Raw genomic sequence first — 17,950 nt, 5'->3', positions numbered from 1 at the left:
CTCTTTTCAACGACGTAGCTTCTCGCGAACAAGATCGGTGAGGAAGCGGCGCGCACCGACCGGCCGAAAGGCCCGGGCGGCATCGGTCAGTGCGTCCCGAGCGGCAGCGCTGAGTTCGATATCGGCCGCGGCGACGTTGAACTCGAGCTGTTCCACGCTGGACGCGCCGGGGATGGCGACCACGCCCGGCAGATTGATCAGCCAGGCCAGCGCCACCTGAGCGGGCTTGGCGTCGACTTGGGCGGCGACGTCGCGCAACGTCTGCAGCAGCGGCTCGATGCGTCGCAAGTTCTCGGTTCCGAACAGCGGGTTGACCGCACGCACGCCACCTGGACGATTATCGACCCCGTACTTGCCGCCGAGCAGACCTTGGGCTAGCGGGCTGTAGGCGATGACGACGCGGTTCTCGCGCTCGGCGAAGGGAACCAGATCGTCGAGCGCGTCGGGATGCGCGAGGGAGAAATGCACCTGGTTGCTGATCACCGGACGGCCGAGTGCCGCGTCGGCCTTCTGCCACCGCGCCAAGGAGTAGTTCGAAACACCGGCCGCGCCGATGTCGCCGCTGTCCAGCAGGTCTCGCATGCCCGGCATGATCACCGAATCGGGGACCACCGGGTTGGACTGGTGGATCTGATACAGCGGGATGCGGTCCAGCTGCAGTCGCTGCGCACTGGCGCGCTCCCGCTGCTTGATCACGGCGGGAAACGGCGCTACGGGAAAGACCTTGCTCGCCACCGCGACTTCGGCACGCTGGTCGCCAAGCGCTTCGCCCAGGATGCGCTCGCTCTTGCCGAGTCCGTAAACCTCGGCGGTGTCGAACAATGTGACGCCCAAACCGAGGGCACGTTGCACGATGTCACGGGCGGGACCGGAGGCGTAATTGTCGCCGTAGCCCCACTCGCGCGAACCGAACTGCCAAGTGCCCAGCCCGATTCTGCTGACTTTCCCCACTCCGTCGACGTCAAGGTATTTCATATCGCCCACCCTATCGAGAGGTACCGGTGTCAGCTCGTGGGCGGCGGCGCCGGACGATCGGAATGCTCGGCGTGCCAACGAAGTTGTGCAGTGCGGACCTTGCGGTGTGCATAAGCCAGCCACCCGAAGCCGGCAGCTCCCAGCACGACCGCCAAGACGACGGCGACGGTGCCGCCGACCGTGCTCCCAGTCGCGAAAGCGAACAGGCCGATGATGAGCGCGAGTACGCCCGCGCCCACACCCACCAGACCTAGACCGTGCGGCCCGTTTTTCAGCGTTTCCCCGGCGTTCGGACGAGTGGTCCGATAGTGATCAGCATGGTCGTCCATGGACAAATCCAACGTCTCCTCTAACAAATAAGAACTAATGCAAGGCGTTTGGCTTGCTTGGTCAAAACCATATCTCGACGGCACGGGCAACCACTTCGCTGCTCTGTCGCGCTGTCGGCGTCGGCGCTGACACGGCTCGACATCGTCAACCTCTACCCCCTGGTCAGGCTTGCTAAACGCCGTTGGGGCCGGGTCGCGACGTCTTGCGTCTGAACTGGTTGGGTAACCCGAACTAGGCGCGCCAAACTGCTGCGCGCAACCAAGTGCCGGTCGGCGATTCAAACATTTGCTCCGCCCACCGGCACGCGACTTGGCGGGATGTGACATGCTCGCCTGCGGAGGTCGATATGTCTCGAACAGTGGTGATCGGCGCTTCCAGCGGGCTGGGACGCTGCATAGGTGTGGGACTGGCGCAACGCGGGCATCAGGTGGCGTTGCTGGCCCGACGACGTGAGCGGATTGCCGCCGCGGCGGATGAGGCAGGACACGGCGCGATCGCCGTCGAATGTGATGTCACCGACGAGTCCTCGTGCCGGTCGGCCATCGAAAGGGCCGCGGACGCCCTGGGCGGCATCGACAATCTCGTGTACACACCGGCCATCAGTCCGCTGGTCCCCATGGCGGATACCGACGCTGACACGTGGCGTCGGGTGTTCGACACCAATGTCATCGGTGCGGCGCTCGCCACTGCCGCGGCCGTGTCACATCTGACCGCTTCGGGCGGCAAGGTTGTCTACCTGTCGTCGGATGCCGGCACGTTCGGGCCTCCTTGGCCCGGACTGGGCGCGTACGGGGTCAGCAAAGCGGCGCTGGAACGGCTCGTGGAGGCCTGGCGGGCCGAACACCCGGAGATTGGTTTCACCACCCTGATCGTCGGGGAGTGTGCCGGCGGGGAAGGTGACGCGCAAACCGGAATGAACTCCGGGTGGGACGTCGAGTTGGCCATGAAGGCTTACCCGTTATGGGTGTCCCGCGGCTGCATGCCCGGCAAGCTGATGCCCGTCGAGGACCTAATCGAAGTGGTGCACACGATCTTGCGCACCACCGCAGCCACGTCGATGCCGGTGGTCATCGCGCGCGGTGCGCCGGCGACGGCGGGGGCGATTTTCGACGGCGGTTAGCGGTTACTTCCGGGGATGGATGAAGACGCCGTGCGCTGACACCATTGGGCCGTCGGCGTCGCCGATCTCTCCTGCCGCGAACGTCTTGACGCCCTCCACCCGTTCGACCCAGGCCCTGGCGCGCAACGGTCGAGACAGGGGAGTCTTGCGGTGGTAACGCACCGTCAGCGTCCCGGTATAGGCCGGTCGTCCCGGTTGGTGCGCGGTGGCCCCGAGTATGTGGTCGAGGACCATGGCGGACACCCCACCATGGACATGCCCCGACGGTCCTTCGTACGCCGCACCGAGCACGAACTCCGTCCACACCGAACCGTCGTTCTCGCGATTCACGATGAGCGGGGGAGCCGTCGGATTGCGGGCTCCGACAACCACATTGCCCGACGCAATGCCCTGGCCGTCCTCGACCGCGCGTTCACCGAAAGCCCCCGGCATCAGGGCCGTGCTGAGATCGGCTGTCACAGCGTCGATCTGAGCAGTGGCCGCGGCGATCACATCGTGGTCGACCTCGGTGCGGATGGTCGCGTCAATCAGTCGCCGCACCGACATAGCCAGGGACTCGTAGACCGGCGACGAATTAGTCATTGCGGCAAAGGAATCGACCATGCTAGTCACGATAGAGGTAGGTACATCAGTGCTGGCGATCAGGTGATTCGCCGTGCCGAAGGCATTGGGGGTGGCTCTTGCCCGAGATAACGTTCAGCTCTGTATCGCCGATCGTGCCCGTGCGCGACCTCGACATCGCTTTGCGGCGCTACGGTCGACTCGGTTTCGATGTGCGCGCCTACGAAGGCCCGGAGCGCTACGGGTACGTCGACCGAGGGTCGGTACAGCTGCACCTCACCGAATGGGACGAACACGATCCATTGCGGACCGCGGCCAGCGTGTACTTCTACGTCAGTGACGCCGACGCCCTGCATGCGGAGTGGGCAGCGCTGGCCGACCTTGAAGGCCGTCTGATAAGGCCGCAAGACACTCCGTACGGGTTGCGGGAGTTCGCCTACATCGATCCTGACGGCACACTGCACCGCATCGGCTCACCGTTGAATGGTTAGCTGTTGCGCCTGACCTTCAGCGCTGCGGTGATCATCGGAACTTGCAGCGGCAGCCGGGCAATCGCGAAAAGCCGCATATACCAAGGCTTGTCCCACCACAGCCGCACCATGTTGAGGTTGCCGGGAAAGACCCCGAGGAACAGGGCCACCGCCGCGCCTGCACCCAACCGCCGGGTTTGTCTGGGCAGCAGCAGCGCGGCGACCGTCAGCTCGGCGACACCTGACGCGTAGGTGTAGAACCGCGGGCTTCCCGGCAGCTCGGCGGGGATGATGCCGTCGAACGGCTTCGGCGCGACGAAGTGCAGTGTGCCCACGCCCAGCAGTAACGCCGCGATGCGGTATGCGCCGGTTGCGCCCGGGTCCCGCTCGGCCGTTGGTTGGATTGTCATAGGGCCATTGTGTCCTGTGTAGCTTTCAGCGGCTCAGGCGGCGTTAGGATCCTTCGAGGTGCGAGACGTCACGGCTATGAAGTGGCCGCCGCCGACGCCAAGCGGGGTAGCTTTCGCGGCACCCGGTGAGCACGAAACCACAACAGGGGCAGGAGACCTCATGGTCGAGATTCATGTGGAACGGACAATCGCCGCACCGATCGAAGACGTCTTCGACTGGCTCGCCGACCCGAAGAGCTTGACCGCCGCGCCGTTGGCGTTGAAGGCGGGATACCGCAAAGACTCGCCACCTCCGGGCGCTGGTGCGGTGCGCGAGGTGATCGGCGCGGGCATGTGGTTCCGCGAAGACATCACCGCCTACAACCGGCCGCACAGCTACTCCTACCTCATCGTGCGCTCGGTACCCGCTTTCGATCATGACGGCGGCACACTGACGTTCACCTCCATCGGCGAGGGCACGCACGTCGACTGGCTGACCAATTACACGCACCCGGCCTATGCCGGGGGCAAGCTCATGGAGGCGGTAAGCCGCCGCCTGCTGCGCAGCAGCTTCCAATCAATCCTGGATGCGTGCGCAAAAGCGTTGGAGCGCTGAGTTTCACAGGACGGGTCGTCGGTCAGCCCACGGCCGCGCCTGCTCCAATTGTGCCGCCAGGCGAAGCAGCTGACCGTCCGCGCCGAGCCGGCCCACGAACTGGACGCCGATGGGCAACCCGTCCGGTGTCCAGTGCAGCGGAACACTCATGGCCGGACGGCCGGTGAGATTCGCCAACTGTGTGTACGGCACCCACCCAAGGTTCTCGGTGATCAGCTGGTCGACGATCGGGGTATGCCGCAGCAGGCTCGCGGCGCGGGCGGTGAGCAGCGCCTGCTGCGCTAGCCGCAGCACCGGCGAGATGTCGAATGCCCCGATGCGAGGCGGTGGCGTCGCGGTCGTCGGCGTCAGCAGCAGGTCGTGCGACTCGTGAAACTCGGCGAGCCGACGGACGTGCTCGTGACGATGCTCGATGGCCCGGGTCAGTTCTACGGGATTGGTGGCGCGGCCCAACGACGCCATCAGCCGGGTGTCGAGCTCGAATCCTGAGTCGTCGCTCCCGCTGGCGGCTTTGGCCTCGTCGACCGAGAACGCGCAGTACACGAACCAGCTGGTGAGGAAGTCCTTTGCCAGCGCTGTGTCGTCGTGCGGGGCTCGGGCAAGCTCCACGACGTCGTGTCCGAGTTCGGTGAGCACCGTGGCCGCCGCCGTCACCGCCGCAAGGGCTTCGGGATGCGGCGTGGGATTGATCGAACTGTCGGTGCACACACCGATGCGCAGCCGTCCCGGATCTCGCCCGACCTCGTCGGCGTACGACCCTGGCGGGTTGGCGGGCAGGTATGGCGAAACGGGCGTCGGACCGGTGAGCACGTCGAGCATGGCCGCGCTGTCGCGCACCGAACGTGAGATGACACCGTCGGTGGCCGTGCCGCCGAGTGGTTCACCGTGCACCGGGCCGGACGGGATCAATCCGCGTGATGCCTTCAGGCCGAACAGCCCGCAGGCCGACGCGGGAATCCTGATCGAGCCGCCACCGTCGCTGGCCCCTGCACAGGGCACTATGCCGGCCGCCACCGCAGCGGCCGCGCCTCCGGACGAGCCGCCGGGAGTGTGTTCGGTGTTCCACGGGTTGCGCGCGGGCCCGAACAACACGGGTTCGGTGACGCCTTTCGCGCCGAACTCTGGTGTGTTGGTCTTACCGAAGATGACCAGGCCCGCGTCCAACCAGCGTTGCACCACGGTGGCGGTTTCGGCGGCCGGCACCTTCGCCAGCGACCGGGAGCCGCTGCTGGTCGGGTAGCCGGCGAGGTCCTGGTGCAGGTCCTTGATGAGGAACGGCACACCGGAGAACGGCGCGTCAGGACCTTCGACGGCCGGTGCCGGGTCGATGTCAGCGACGATGGCGTTGATCTTCGGATTGACCTCGGCCGCCCGCTGTTTGGCTGCCTGCAGCACCTCGTCCGGTTTGACCTCCCCGGATCGAATCAGCTCGGCCAGTCCGGTCGCGTCGTAGGTCTGGTATCCGTCCATGGCCCGAACCTTATGCTGAGGGCCTTGCTGCCGAGAGAGGAACCGCCCTGTGAGCGTCGATCGTGCCCGCGGACGCACCTTCGTCGTGACGGGCGCGGCTTCGGGCATCGGCCTGGCGACTGCACAGCGACTGCTCGACGAAGGCGGCACCGTCGTCGGCGCCGACCTCGTCTCTCCGCCGGACTTGGGTCCCAACTTCCACTTCGTCACGGCCGACATATCCGACCAGACCGCCGTCGCCGCTTTGCTGGCCGCCGTCCCGGATCGGCTGGACGGCGTGGTTCACGCCGCCGGTGTGGCCGGCGGGGGTCCCGTGCACCTGCTTGACCGCGCCGAGTGGGAGCGCGTGATCGGCGTCAACCTCACCGGCACATTCCTGGTGGCCAAGGCCGCCCTGGCCAGGATGATCGAACAACCCCGCGTCGACGGCGAGCGCGGATCGATCGTGACGCTGGCCAGTGTGGAAGGCCTTGAAGGCACAGCCGGGGGCAGCACGTACAACGCGGCCAAGGGCGGCGTCGTGCTGCTCACCAAGAACATCGCGCTCGACTACGGGCCCAGCGGCATAAGGGCGAACGCCATTTGCCCGGGATTCATCTCAACACCCATGCTGGACAACGTTTTTCAGTTGCCGGGTATGGACGGCCCACTGGAGTCGATCACCAAGGAGCACGCCCTGCAACGGCTGGGACGACCCGAGGAGGTGGCCACCGTCGCCGCCTTCCTGGTGTCACTCGAGGCGTCGTTCGTCACCGGTCAAGCCATCGCCGTCGACGGCGGGTACACCGCTGGCCGCGATCACGGCGTGGTCAAGATGTTCGGCTTACCCGAATGATCAGTGATTCTTGCCGCCTTTGGGTTTTTTCCCGCCGTGGCCGTTGGGTGGAGGTGCCGGTGGCCCAGCGGGGGTAGTCACGTCCGGAGCGGACGTTTCCGTCGTCGCCGGCGGCGGAGGCGGGGGTGGCGAGGACGGGGTGGTCGTCGTGACCGGAGCCGGCGGCGGGCCGGAGAACGGCGGGTTGATCAGCAGCACGGTGACCGCCAGCAGCAATGTGCTGAGGATCGCCGCTGCCCACAGTTTGCGCCTGGGGTGCGGTGCTTCCAGTTGCGCTTCGGCGGGGGTGTACGTGAGCAGCGCGGGCGGCGGCAACTCCATGACGCGGGTGGCTGGGCGGACGGGAACGGGCGCGGGCCTGTCGTCGCTCAACGCCGCCCGCATCTCGCCGGCCTGCGTGAACTTCTGCGCTGGGTCACTCGTCATGGCCCGGTGAATCACAGCTGCGAGCGGAGGCGGAGTATCGGGGCGCATAGCATGCAGTGGCGGCGGCGCGCCGTGCAGTATCGCCTGTGCCAGCGGACCGAAATCTTGCTGCGGGAACGGCCGCCTTCCGCTCAGCGCTTCGTAGCCGACCACACCCACGGCATACAGGTCGTCCGCCGGGGTGGCCGGTTTACCCGAAAGCCGGTCGGGGCTTAGGTAGGCCATGGTCCCGACGACTTCGCCGGTCATGGTGTGCGGGGTACCGGTTGTCTTGGCGATGCCGAAATCGGCCAGCTTGGTTTCGCCCGCGGCGGTGAACAGGATATTTCCTGGCTTGACGTCGCGGTGCAGCACGCCTGCTTCGTGGGCCGTAGCCAGTGCGGCCAATACGTCGTCGAGGACGGCTCGCACGAACGCCGGTGGTAGCGGTCCGCGAGCGATGTGGTCTGCCAGCGAAATCCCGGGCAGGCGCTCCATGACGATGAAGGGGAACCCGTCATGTTCGCCGACGTCGTGCACGACAACGATGTGCGGACTGATCAGCGCCGCTGATGCGCGCGCCTCGATCTCAAACCGGAGGCGGTCGTCCGGTCGACCTCCTGCGATGGGATGCAACAGCTTGATCGCCACCGGGCGGCCGAGCTTCAGATCCCACCCGTCGCGAACCTCAGCCATACCGCCGCGACCGATGACATCCCGCAGCTCGTAGCGGCCGCCCAGGGTTCCACTGGGCGCCAATAGGGCGTCGCCGGACGCGCGGCGGTACTTCGGCCTTCGGTATTCCGTATCCATCCTGCCTGCTGACGTCGCCGGTTTGGTTAACGGGATAGCCGACCTTATCCAGGCCGAAACGTGGGCATATGGGCGTACGGTCTATCAGTGACTTCGACTAAGGGTGCTCAGGTTATCGCGATGGCCCAAGGAATGCGGGAGCTGGTCGCAGAGCAGGCCGCCGAATCCGAACGCAACCGCACGCTGACCGACGCCATCGTCGACGAGATGTGGGCCAGCGGGTTGATGACCGCGCTCAGCCCCGCCGCGGCCGGTGGGATCGAACCGTCGTTCGCCGAGATGATCGAGACCTGGATCGAAATGGCATGGCAGGACGGCTCGTTCGGCTGGATCGGGATCGCTAATTTGCCTTCGAGATTCGCGGCCGCCACCTACCTGCCCGACGACGGATTCGCCGAAGTCTTCACCGCCCACGACAACCACGTCACCATGGGCGGCCAATTCTTCCCCAACGGTCAGGGACTCACCACCGACGGCGGCTACCTGTTGAGCGGATCGTGGAGCTTCGGCTCAGGTACCGGCCATTCGCAGTACGTCGCCGCGGGGTTCTTCCCGCTGGACAACGGCGAGATGCGCTGGATCAGCGAAGGGGTGCCCGACATGCAGGTCGCGGTGGTGCCCCGCACCGACATCCAGTTCAACGACGGTTGGCATGTGCAGGGGCTCAAGGGAACCGGCTCCTATGACTACAGCGCACAGGAAGTGTTCGTGCCCGTCAGCCGCACCTTCCCGCTGTTCGCCCGTCAGCCGCATCGGGGTGAGTCCCCGGCATCGAGGATGGGGCTGATGCCTGTGACCGCCGCCGGGCATGCGTCCTGGGCGCTGGGAGTGGCCAAGAGCATGCTCGACGATGTGACCGAACTGGCCGCCACCAAGTACCGCATGAGCGACATGGCGTCCTTGGCCAGCCGTCCGACGTTCCAGAAGGGGCTTGCTCACCACGTCGCGGCATGGCGTGCGGCCCGGTTGCTGGTGCTCGATGCATTCACCGCAGCGGAAGCCGCCGTCGGCGCAGGCTCCGACCTGACACCGGCGCTGCGTGCCGACATGCGCGCGGCCGCCGTCTATGCCACCGACACCGCCCGAAGCTGTGCCGAGTGGGCACATCTGGTCGCCGGCACCAGCGCCGTTCGTGAGGGCAGTCGCCTCGAACGGGCGTTCCGCGACATCTACACCGGAACCCAGCACGCTTTCATCAGCGAGAAGGTTGCCATCGACTGCGCGCAGATCTGGCTCGGCATCATCGAGGACCAGTTCGGGCTGTGAGGTAAGTTCGCTAATCGTGCAGACCTCAGGTGTCACAGCGAGTTGGGGATATGCCGGTGTGCCCGCCTCACAGCGACAAGTCCAGAACTTTTCCACCGACGCCCCGGATTGTCGCTGCGAGGTGGGCAAGAACGCACACCAGAATCCTGGATCCCTGAAGTGACAGACGAGACGGCCGCCATGAATGACCACGCACTGGCCGCACACCTGGCTACTGAAGCGGGCCGGCTGCTGCTCAGGGTGCGCCAGGAATTCGCCGACGCCGATGCCGGGGAACGAAAAGCGGCCGGCGACAAGAGGTCTCATGACTTCCTGATGAAGGCGCTGACCAAGCACCGTCCAGCAGATGCCGTGCTCTCCGAGGAGGGCGCCGACGACCCGGTCCGGTTGCGCTCGGAGCGGGTGTGGATCGTCGATCCGCTCGACGGCACCAGGGAATTCTCCGAGCTCGACCGTGCGGACTGGGCGGTGCACGTCGCGCTCTGGCAGTCCGGCGATTTGGTCGCCGGCGCTGTCGCGCTGCCCGCACAAGACATCACCTTTGCCACACCGGAGGTCGTGCCGCCTCCGGTCACCCTGGATAAGCCACGCATCGTGGTGTCGCGCACGCGTCCACCGGCCATTGCGCTGGCAGTGCAGGCCGCTTTGAACGGCACCCTGGTCGAAATGGGTTCTGCCGGAGCTAAAGTCGCCTCGATCATCCAAGGCCTTTCGGATGTGTACGTGCACGCCGGTGGCCAGTACGAATGGGACTCCGCCGCACCGGTGGCCGTCGCACGAGCAGCCGGTTTGCACACCTCGCGTATCGACGGATCGGCGTTGAGTTACAACCAGCGAGATCCGAAGTTGCCCGACGTCGTGGTATGCCGTCCCGAGTTTGCCGACGCCGTGCTCGCCGTTACCCGCTGATCTCTCGCAGCGCCTCACCCATCCGTGACACGGCTTCGCGCAGAATCCCTTGCGAGGTCGCGAAATTGAGCCGGGCGTGCCCCGCTCCGCCTGTTCCGAAGACGTGGCCGGAACTGAGGGCAACTCGGGCGTGGTTGAGAAACCAGCGGGCCGGCCCGGATAGATCGGATACCACCGCAAGATCTTGGGTGTCGCGGTCTTCGAAGCCCAGATCTCGGCAGTCCAGCCAGGCGAGATAGGTCCCTTGGGGCCGCAGTAGCCGGACCTGGGGTAGCTGCTCGGCCACCAGATCGGTAAGGAGCGCGCGGTTCGCGTCCAGGCCACCCAGCAGCGCATCGAGCCAGTCGCCGCCGGTCTTGAATGCTGCGGTATGCGCGATGATGCCGATGTGGCTCGGTCCGTGCCCGACTTCCTCGGGCATCCGGTGTAGTTCGATCGCCGCTTCGGAACCGGCAATCGCTATGGCCGCCTTCAGGCCGGCGAGATTCCAGGCTTTGGAGGCGGACATCAGCGCGAACGCGTTCTCCGCGCCCGGAACGGTCAGAAACGGGGTGAACGTCGCTCCGGCTAGCACCAGCGGAGCGTGGATTTCGTCGGACACCACGCGGACATCGAAGCGCCGGGCGAGTTCGGCGACCTCACGCAGTTCGTCCGCGGTGTGCACCGCCCCGGTGGGGTTATGCGGATTGCACAACAAGTACGCGACCCTGCCGCCCGAGTTTCGGCTCCGGTCGAACGCTTCCTCGAGCGTTTCCAAGTCGATTCGGCCGTCGCGGCCCAGCGGGGCTTCGATCACCCGACGGCCGTCATGCGAGACGAAAGCGTAAAACGGTGCGTAGACAGGAGAATTGACGACGACGGTATCGCCGCGATCGGTGACCAAACGCAACGTCTCCACGATGCCGAGCATGACATCGGGAACAACACGGGTTCGGCTGACCGCCACGTCGTGCCATTGCCAACGCTGTGCGGCGAATTCAGCAACCGCTTTCGCATAACCCTTCCCGTGCGGGTATCCGGTGTCCCCGTTGTCGATCGCCTGGTGAATCGCCTCGGCCACCGTCGGTGCGAGCTGGACGTCCATCTCTGCGACCCACAACGGCAGCACGTCGGCGGCGTGCGCGCGCCACTTCATGCTGGTGCGGTTGCGCAGTTGCGCGACCGTCAGCTGCTCAAGGGGGTTGGGCGTCACCCTGCGAGGTTAGCCCAGGAGGAAAGCGCAAGTCCTTCGGCCGCCGCGGCTGATGCGTACCCAATATTTGATCCGAAAGCTAGTTGTCGACGAATTCTGGGTTAGAGTGCTAATCGGAAACTAAGGGGAGGCGATGCGAACTGTCGTGTGGTCGACCGGAGGAGTCGGGAGCATCGCCATCGAGGCCATCCGGCATCGCCCGGATCTGGAACTTGTTGGCGTGTGGGTACATTCACCCGACAAGGTCGGCAAAGACGCGGGCGAGCTCGCGGGCGGGGACCCGGTCGGGTTGGCGGCGACCGATGACGCCGAAGCGCTCATCGCGTTGGCACCCGACTGCGTCGTGTACGCCGCCAGCGGTCCCGAACGTGACGCGGCCGCGATCCCCGACTACCTACGGCTGCTCAACGCAGGCATCAACGTCGTGTCGACCTCGTCGACCAGTCTTACTCATCCGCCGTCGTATTTCGCGACCGACTGGCGTGCTCAACTCGACGCGGCAGCCCGAGCGGGCGGGGCCTCGTTCTACGCGTCGGGCATCTTTCCGGGGTTCGCCTCCGACCAACTCGCGCTGTTGATGACCACGCAGTCGAAGAACATCGACCGGATCACGGTCAGCGAAGTCGCGCTCAACGACCACTATCCGGTTGCCGATGTGATGACCGATGGCATGGGATTCGGGCGGACGCTGGATTTCGAGCCCATGCTGAAGACTCCGGGATTCATCGAAATGGCCTGGAAAGCGCCGATTTCGCTGATCGCTGAAGGTCTCGGGGTGCAAGTAGAGCAAGTGCACGGCTCGCTTGATCGTGAGCTGACCGATCGCGACATCGAGGTTGCGTTCGGCACCATCCAAGCCGGTACGTGCGGTGCGGTGCGCACCCGCGCCGTCGGCGTGGTCAACGGTCGCGAGGCAATCGTCGTCGAGCACATCATTCGGATGGCCCGCGACGTGGCGCCCGAGTGGCCTTCCTCGGCGTGCGACGCCACCTACCGGGTCGACATCGAAGGGGATCCCGACATCCACTGCGTGCTGACGCTCGGCGAGGCCGAAGGGCACGAGGCGGGTCGCGGCGCAATGACCGCCACGGCGATGCGGGTGGTCAACGCGATTCCCTACGTCGTCGCAGCCGCGCCCGGCCTGCTCAGTTCGTTGGACATACCCACTACGTTGCCGCGACACGCGTTCGAGTAAGCAAGCCGCTTAAGCCAATTGGACCCTGCCGGTGATGAGGTCCATGATCGGCTTGCCGGGCGCGAACGACCCGGTGATCGACGCCATCGCGTGTCCCTGGTCGACATTGAGCGTGATCCCGTTGATCGACGCCGAGGCGGCGCTGTTGAGCATGATCATCGCCTTGCCGATGTCCTCGGGCGTCAACGTTGAGCTGCCGGTGTCGTCGCGATAGTCCTGAGCGAAGGTCAGCCAGAGGTCAGCGTTGGCGCGGGCCAGGGGAGTGTCGGTGGGGCCGGGGCAGACGGCGTTGATCCGTACACCCTTCTTCTGGAAGTGGTAGCCCTGCCAGGCGACGTAACCGTTGATCGCCTTCTTGCTGAAGCCGTAGTGAATGATTCCTTGCGGCTCGCGTTCTTGGCACCAGTCATGCGCGGACTTGTAGTCGGGCGTGGCGAGGAAGTCTTGCACCAGTTCCAGGTCATTCTCCCAGCCCATACCGGCCACCGATGAAATGAAGCAGATCGCGGCGCCGCGCGGCAGCAAGTCTTTGGCGAACAACCGCTTGATCAAGTGGCGATGCCCGATGAAGTTGACGCGCATCAGCTTCGGCCCGTCGGCGACGCCGGCCGCGGAAAACAACGAGTGCACTGGTCCATCGAGTTCGTCGACTGCCCGGTCGATCGAATCCTGATCACTCAAGTCCAGCGAGATCACCCGGTCGACGTCGTAGTCGACCGACGCGAAGTCCATGACGGTGACGTGCGCACCCAGGTCTTTGGCGATTTGTGCCGCGGCGGCACCCATGCCGGTCGCGCCACCGACGACCAGTACTCGTTTTCCGTCGTACCCCAAAAGTTCTGACGCCGTCGTCATGGTTCCCCTTTTTCCCTGGTGAATGCGCAACCGACGTTACAATATCGGGGCCGGATGTTAGTTTCAATGGCGGTCGAGCCGGAGTGCTGAGACAGCGGCGGGTGTCACTTCTGTCCCGTTGGTTCCGGTCCAGAAGCGGTGGTCTTTTTGCCCACCTCATAGCGACAACGGTGGACGGGCCGCCGCGTTCCTCTGGTTCGAGTGTGCGGGTAGGGCTCTCAAGGTGCGAAGAGGGCGCGGTTTCGGCCGCACGTGCGCCCTGACGACACAACCAAAATCGCGGTTACCCCGTCGAATCCGTCTTGACCGAAGGTCTGCCCTAACGCTGCCGCACCGGTTGCTGTTGACTGACCTGAATCCACTCCGCATGATTGAACAAACGTTAGGTTCAAGGGGTCTTGGATGACGGAGTCGGCGGCCACGGAGGAACTGGCGCAGAGCGTCAAGGAGGCCCAGGCGAAGTTTGACGCGGGCATGGGTGCCGTTGGTGATGCGTCGCCGTATCCGATGCTGGCGGAGTTGCGCGCGCAGGCGCCGGTGCATGCCGGATGGCCGGAGATGTCAATAATGGAGAATCCGGCTGACGGACAACAGATTTTCTCCGCATACACCTTCGACGCAGTCAAAGCCGTGTTGACCGACAACACAACGTTCAGCACCCGATGCTACGAGGCCATCGTGCGCCCGCTGCAGGGCCCGACGATCCTGGAGATGCAAGAACCCGAGCATCAGGTCTACCGCAAATTGCACGAATTCGCCTTTGCACGCCCCTCGATGCGGCGTTGGGAGAGTGAGTTGGTCCGCCCCCTGGTGGAACGGACCGTCGATCGGTTGCGCGACCGCCGGCGCGCGGACCTCGTCGAAACGGTGTTCATGCGAATCCCGATCCGGGTGATCGCCGCACTCATCGGCTTACCGGAGTCCGACATCGGCGAGTTTCACCGCCTGGCCATCGATCTGTTGGGATTCCACTCCGACATGGACAACGCGATGCGAGCTTCGGCGCAGTTGCGCGAGTATTTCGCCGGAATAGTGGCGCAGCGGCGACGCGCGCCCCGCGACGACATGGTGAGCGCGCTCATCGCAGCGGAGATAGACGGCGTGCGAATGTCTGACGAGCAGATCTACGGATTCATGCGCAACCTGCTCCCCGCGGGGGCGGAGACTACCTCGCGGTCGACCGCGAGCCTGGCGTTGGGGCTGCTGACACACCCGGACCAATTCGCGGCGGTGCAGGGCGATCGCGGGCTACTCGCCCAAGCCATCGAAGAAGGGATCCGCTGGGAGACGCCGCTGCTGAACTTCATGCGCGAGACCACCTGCGACGTCGAGTTTTTCGGCATGGACATCCCCGCCGGGTCCACTGTCACCGTCAACCTGGGTAGTGCCAACCACGATGAAGCCAGATGGGCCGAGCCCGAGCGGTTCGACATCTTCCGGGAACGCAAGCCACACATTGGATTCGGTCATGGGGCGCACGTCTGTCTCGGCATGCATCTCGCGCGGCTGGAAAGCACCATCATCTTCCACACCCTGATGGATCGGTTACCCCGACTGCGTCTGGATCCGGACGCGCCGGCACCCTATGTCGCCGGCATGTACTTCCGGTCACCGCAACACTTGCCCGTCGTCTGGGACTGAGCGTCCGACACGGCCGGTGCCGGACCCCGGCGGCTTGACCAGGTCAGGTGTTGTTCAGCTGATCCACCAAGACCGCGCCGTCGGTTCGGTCGCCAAGGGTCTGCAGCGCGATGTCCTCACCTGCGGCGGTGAGGCGCACGATCTCGGCCAATGTGGCGGGCGCATCGCATTGCAGGTAATGGTCGGCGTTCGGCACCACCCAGTACCGGCTGCGGGCTGGCATATCGCGCAGGTAGGCCTGCCACACGTGGTTGGCCACCCGCAGCGGTGCCACGGTATCGTGCAGGCCCCACACCAGTGTGGTGTTCACCGGAACCCGGGAAAGCGTTTCCAGCCAACGGGTTTCGTCGGCGGCGCGTTCGTGCAGATACTGAATCGTGTCGGGCAAGACACGAATACCGTCGTTGTATGCGAAGGTCTTGGCCAGCGCGGCGATCTCCGGGTCGTCGAGGGTCCGGCGCGGCAGGAACGTGCTGGCCCCCAGGCCGGCCGCCAACAGTTCCGGAGTGGTCGCGGCGGCCGTGGCCCGTCCCGTCGTGCTGTCGAGGAGCGCAGTCTGGAAGGCGGTGAGGTTGGACAGCGGAAGATAGACATTGGCGTTGGTCACGATGACGTCGACGGGCAGGGCTTCGGGCCGGTCGGCGCTCAACATGCCCAGCGCGATCATGCCGACACTGCTGCCGCGGTCGTGAGTCACCATGCGATAGTCCGTCAGCTTCCACTCCTCAGTGATGGCGTGAACCAGCAGCCGCGCATCGTCATAGAGCGAATAGACATAGGGCTCCGGCGGCTTGTCGGATAGGCCGTAGCCAGGAAAATCGAGGGTGAAGATATCGAATTCCGTTGCCAATTCACGGGTCAAGCCAAAGTAGTCGATGCCGGAGGTGGGGAAGCCGTGCACACATACCAGCGCCGGTTTCCCGGCTGTACCGCAGCGGCGAGTGAAAATTGTGACTTTCTGCCCTTTGTTGGCGGCTGTCGACGAGGACCAACGAAGTTCGGCCCCGCCACTTTGCCACTGCCCAAAAATATCCACGATGCGAGCGTGGCAGAGGGCGGGCTCCCAGGGAACCCCGAGGTTGGATGACTCGCCGAGTCGGGTGACACTCTACGATTGTGGTACGCGATTCCGGTGAGGTGACACCCCGACAATGACCGCTGCGCCGCACCGCCGCCAGCGCACGCTGGTGTTATCGGCGTTTCCGGCCGAAACCGATGCGCTGCTCGCCCGCACCACCCTGGACCCGGATCCGGTTGTGATTCATGACCGTAAGCACTTCTATCTGGGTTCCGTTGCGGGCAAGGACGTGATCGTGGCGATGACCGGCATTGGTCTGGTGAACGCCGTCCGAACCACTGAAACTGCGCTCAGACGCTTTCCACGTTCATCCAGTACCCCGATTGACGCAGTCCTGTTTTCCGGAGTAGCCGGTGGTGCGGGTCGCACCAGCGTTGGCGACGTCGCCATACCCGCGCGCTGGACTCTGGATAACGGCGCATCGTTTATCTGCGCGGACCCTGCGATGCTCGCCGCGGCTCAAACGCTGGTCGTTGACTTGGCCAGCGTCGGAAATCGCCAGCCGCGGTTGTTTGTAGGCGGCGACGGGTACAGCAACGACCACAACAACGGCCAAGAGTTCCCTTGTATCCCTCGCGGTGGCAGTGTTTTTGGCTGTCAACCCGCCAGGGCGCCGGATCGGTCGTTGTTCTACTCCGGCAATTTCTTCCGGGCGGTCGGGCCGTGGTTGCACAAGGGCCTGTTGAGCAACCTCGGCATCGTGACCGCACAGAACCCGGCGTTCGATGCCGTCGACCAGGAGACGGCAGCCGCGCACGCGGTCGCTCTTGCACATGGCGTGCCGTTTCTGGGCATCCGCGGCATGTCCGACGGGCCAGGAGACCCGCTGCACCTGCCCGGCTTTCCGTTCCAGTTCTTCTTCTACAAGAAGCTCGCGGCCGACAACGCGGCTCGGGTCACCGAGGCGTTCCTGAAGAGCTGGGTCGGCGCCTGAGTCTCATTCGGGACCGCGACTCACCGGTCGACCCGGATCCGAGATCCACTCCGACCAGGACCCCGGAAACAGCGCCGCCTGGTGTCCTGCCGCGGCCAGCGCTGCGACCACCACAGATGCGGTCACACCGGAGCCGCAATACGCACCCACCGAGCCGTCGATGCCGCGCTCGGCCAGCAGTCGGGCAACCGCATCGCCGTCCAGGAAGGTGCCGTTCGCTGCCAGGACTGCGCCGGACGGCAGGTTCTTCGCGCCGGGTATGTGCCCGGCGACCGGGTCGACGGGCTCGACCTCACCGCGGAAGCGTTCGGGGGCACGCGCATCGAGCAAAGCCACGCTGCCGGCGTTCACTTGCTCCGCCGTCACAGTCGGCCGGTTCCCCGCATACAGATCACGTTGTGTCACAGTGAAATCACCCGGTTGCGGCTCGATCGGCCCACGCTCCAGAACACCACCGGCTGAGCGCCACGCGGCCAGTCCGCCATCGAGAATGCGTACGCTGTCCAATCCCGCCGCGGTCAACACCCACCAGGCCCGTCCCGACCCGGCCCGGTTCCAGTCGTCATACACCACAACGAGATCACCTTGATTGATACCCCAACGGCGGCCGGCTTCCTCAAGGTCAGTGCCCGACGGCAGGGGGTGGCGGCCGCGACCTTCGACGCTGTGATCACTCAATTCTTCTTCGAGTGAGACATACACCGCGCCCGGAATGTGGCCATCAAGGTAAGCCGGGCGCCCATCGGGTTCGTCGAGCCGCCAGCGCACATCCAGGATGGACAGCGGGTCACCGGCGTCGATCCGCCTGATCAACTCAGCCGCGGTGATCAGCACCTGCGCGCGGGGATTCACCTGTCATGCCACCTTTCGTCACGACGCCGGGGACTCAATGACAG

General features: G+C 65.2%; 19 protein-coding genes. 9 read left to right on the top strand and 10 right to left on the bottom strand.

Annotated elements, in window-relative coordinates; translation table 11 throughout:
• Nucleotides 1–6 precede the first annotated feature (6 nt).
• Both I2456_RS16365 and I2456_RS16360 read right to left on the bottom strand, forming a co-directional pair.
• Nucleotides 7–975: an aldo/keto reductase gene (locus tag I2456_RS16365; RefSeq protein WP_068027074.1), complete on the bottom strand. Its 969-nt coding sequence runs from the start codon at nt 973–975 to the stop codon at nt 7–9.
• A 29-nt stretch (nt 976–1,004) separates the two neighbouring features.
• Nucleotides 1,005–1,304 (bottom strand): hypothetical protein, encoded by a 300-nt coding sequence (locus I2456_RS16360; RefSeq protein WP_068157916.1) that lies wholly within the window; start codon nt 1,302–1,304, stop codon nt 1,005–1,007.
• A gap of 359 nt (nt 1,305–1,663) precedes the next feature.
• Between I2456_RS16360 and I2456_RS16355 the strand changes: the two genes are divergently transcribed.
• Nucleotides 1,664–2,425, top strand: a complete 762-nt coding sequence (locus I2456_RS16355; protein WP_174814261.1) for an SDR family oxidoreductase — start codon at nt 1,664–1,666, stop codon at nt 2,423–2,425.
• Between the two features lie 3 nt (nt 2,426–2,428).
• Here I2456_RS16355 and I2456_RS16350 read toward each other — a convergent pair whose 3' ends face one another.
• On the bottom strand, nt 2,429–3,028 hold the full coding sequence (locus I2456_RS16350; protein ID WP_068027066.1) for a PaaI family thioesterase: 600 nt from the start codon (nt 3,026–3,028) through the stop codon (nt 2,429–2,431).
• An 86-nt stretch (nt 3,029–3,114) separates the two neighbouring features.
• On the opposite strand from I2456_RS16350, the gene I2456_RS16345 reads away from it, so the two are divergent.
• Complete coding sequence (locus tag I2456_RS16345; RefSeq protein ID WP_082952112.1) at nt 3,115–3,477, top strand: bleomycin resistance protein; 363 nt, start codon at nt 3,115–3,117, stop codon at nt 3,475–3,477.
• Here the strand turns inward: I2456_RS16345 and I2456_RS16340 are convergent.
• Nucleotides 3,474–3,866: a DoxX family protein gene (locus I2456_RS16340; RefSeq protein WP_068027060.1), complete on the bottom strand. Its 393-nt coding sequence runs from the start codon at nt 3,864–3,866 to the stop codon at nt 3,474–3,476. The genes I2456_RS16345 and I2456_RS16340 overlap by 4 nt on opposite strands.
• A 160-nt stretch (nt 3,867–4,026) precedes the next feature.
• On the opposite strand from I2456_RS16340, the gene I2456_RS16335 reads away from it, so the two are divergent.
• Nucleotides 4,027–4,461, top strand: a complete 435-nt coding sequence (locus I2456_RS16335; protein WP_068157925.1) for an SRPBCC family protein — start codon at nt 4,027–4,029, stop codon at nt 4,459–4,461.
• Between the two features lie 3 nt (nt 4,462–4,464).
• Here the strand turns inward: I2456_RS16335 and I2456_RS16330 are convergent, their stop codons facing one another.
• Nucleotides 4,465–5,931 (bottom strand): amidase, encoded by a 1,467-nt coding sequence (locus tag I2456_RS16330; protein ID WP_085074611.1) that lies wholly within the window; start codon nt 5,929–5,931, stop codon nt 4,465–4,467.
• 49 nt (nt 5,932–5,980) lie between these two features.
• On the opposite strand from I2456_RS16330, the gene I2456_RS16325 reads away from it, so the two are divergent.
• Nucleotides 5,981–6,766 (top strand): SDR family NAD(P)-dependent oxidoreductase, encoded by a 786-nt coding sequence (locus tag I2456_RS16325; protein ID WP_085074610.1) that lies wholly within the window; start codon nt 5,981–5,983, stop codon nt 6,764–6,766.
• On the opposite strand, the gene I2456_RS16320 is transcribed toward I2456_RS16325, so the two are convergent.
• Entirely contained in the window at nt 6,767–7,984 is a 1,218-nt protein-coding gene (locus tag I2456_RS16320; protein ID WP_085074609.1) for a serine/threonine-protein kinase, read from the bottom strand.
• A 120-nt stretch (nt 7,985–8,104) separates the two neighbouring features.
• Here I2456_RS16320 and I2456_RS16315 point away from each other — a divergent pair, with 120 nt between their 5' ends.
• Nucleotides 8,105–9,250, top strand: coding sequence for an acyl-CoA dehydrogenase family protein (locus tag I2456_RS16315; protein ID WP_085074608.1), 1,146 nt, complete (start codon nt 8,105–8,107; stop codon nt 9,248–9,250).
• Between the two features lie 180 nt (nt 9,251–9,430).
• Complete coding sequence (locus tag I2456_RS16310; RefSeq protein ID WP_085074607.1) at nt 9,431–10,159, top strand: 3'(2'),5'-bisphosphate nucleotidase CysQ; 729 nt, start codon at nt 9,431–9,433, stop codon at nt 10,157–10,159.
• On the opposite strand, the gene I2456_RS16305 is transcribed toward I2456_RS16310, so the two are convergent.
• Nucleotides 10,149–11,294 carry a MalY/PatB family protein gene (locus I2456_RS16305; protein WP_276052216.1) on the bottom strand — a complete coding sequence of 382 codons (1,146 nt, stop codon included), beginning with the start codon at nt 11,292–11,294 and terminating at the stop codon, nt 10,149–10,151. The genes I2456_RS16310 and I2456_RS16305 overlap by 11 nt on opposite strands.
• Nucleotides 11,295–11,484: 190 nt before the next feature.
• Here I2456_RS16305 and I2456_RS16300 point away from each other — a divergent pair, with 190 nt between their 5' ends.
• Nucleotides 11,485–12,546, top strand: coding sequence for an NAD(P)H-dependent amine dehydrogenase family protein (locus I2456_RS16300; RefSeq protein WP_085074605.1), 1,062 nt, complete (start codon nt 11,485–11,487; stop codon nt 12,544–12,546).
• Between the two features lie 9 nt (nt 12,547–12,555).
• On the opposite strand, the gene I2456_RS16295 is transcribed toward I2456_RS16300, so the two are convergent.
• Nucleotides 12,556–13,401: an SDR family oxidoreductase gene (locus I2456_RS16295; protein ID WP_085074604.1), complete on the bottom strand. Its 846-nt coding sequence runs from the start codon at nt 13,399–13,401 to the stop codon at nt 12,556–12,558.
• Nucleotides 13,402–13,803: 402 nt separating this feature from the next.
• Here I2456_RS16295 and I2456_RS16290 point away from each other — a divergent pair, with 402 nt between their 5' ends.
• On the top strand, nt 13,804–15,042 hold the full coding sequence (locus I2456_RS16290) for a cytochrome P450 (protein ID WP_085074603.1): 1,239 nt from the start codon (nt 13,804–13,806) through the stop codon (nt 15,040–15,042).
• Between the two features lie 43 nt (nt 15,043–15,085).
• Here the strand turns inward: I2456_RS16290 and I2456_RS16285 are convergent, their stop codons facing one another.
• Entirely contained in the window at nt 15,086–16,078 is a 993-nt protein-coding gene (locus tag I2456_RS16285) for an alpha/beta fold hydrolase (RefSeq protein WP_085074602.1), read from the bottom strand.
• A gap of 115 nt (nt 16,079–16,193) precedes the next feature.
• Between I2456_RS16285 and I2456_RS16280 the strand changes: the two genes are divergently transcribed.
• Nucleotides 16,194–17,054, top strand: a complete 861-nt coding sequence (locus I2456_RS16280; RefSeq protein ID WP_085074601.1) for a 5'-methylthioadenosine/S-adenosylhomocysteine nucleosidase family protein — start codon at nt 16,194–16,196, stop codon at nt 17,052–17,054.
• Nucleotides 17,055–17,057: 3 nt separating this feature from the next.
• Here I2456_RS16280 and I2456_RS16275 read toward each other — a convergent pair whose 3' ends face one another.
• Entirely contained in the window at nt 17,058–17,906 is an 849-nt protein-coding gene (locus tag I2456_RS16275; protein ID WP_139823205.1) for a sulfurtransferase, read from the bottom strand.
• Between the last annotated feature and the right edge of the window lie 44 nt (nt 17,907–17,950).

Origin of the sequence: Mycobacterium kubicae, from assembly GCF_015689175.1 — a bacterium.
GTDB lineage: Bacteria > Actinomycetota > Actinomycetes > Mycobacteriales > Mycobacteriaceae > Mycobacterium > Mycobacterium kubicae.
The sequence above is the reverse complement of the archived record's forward strand: the minus strand, read 5'-3'. Positions and strand labels throughout refer to the sequence as shown.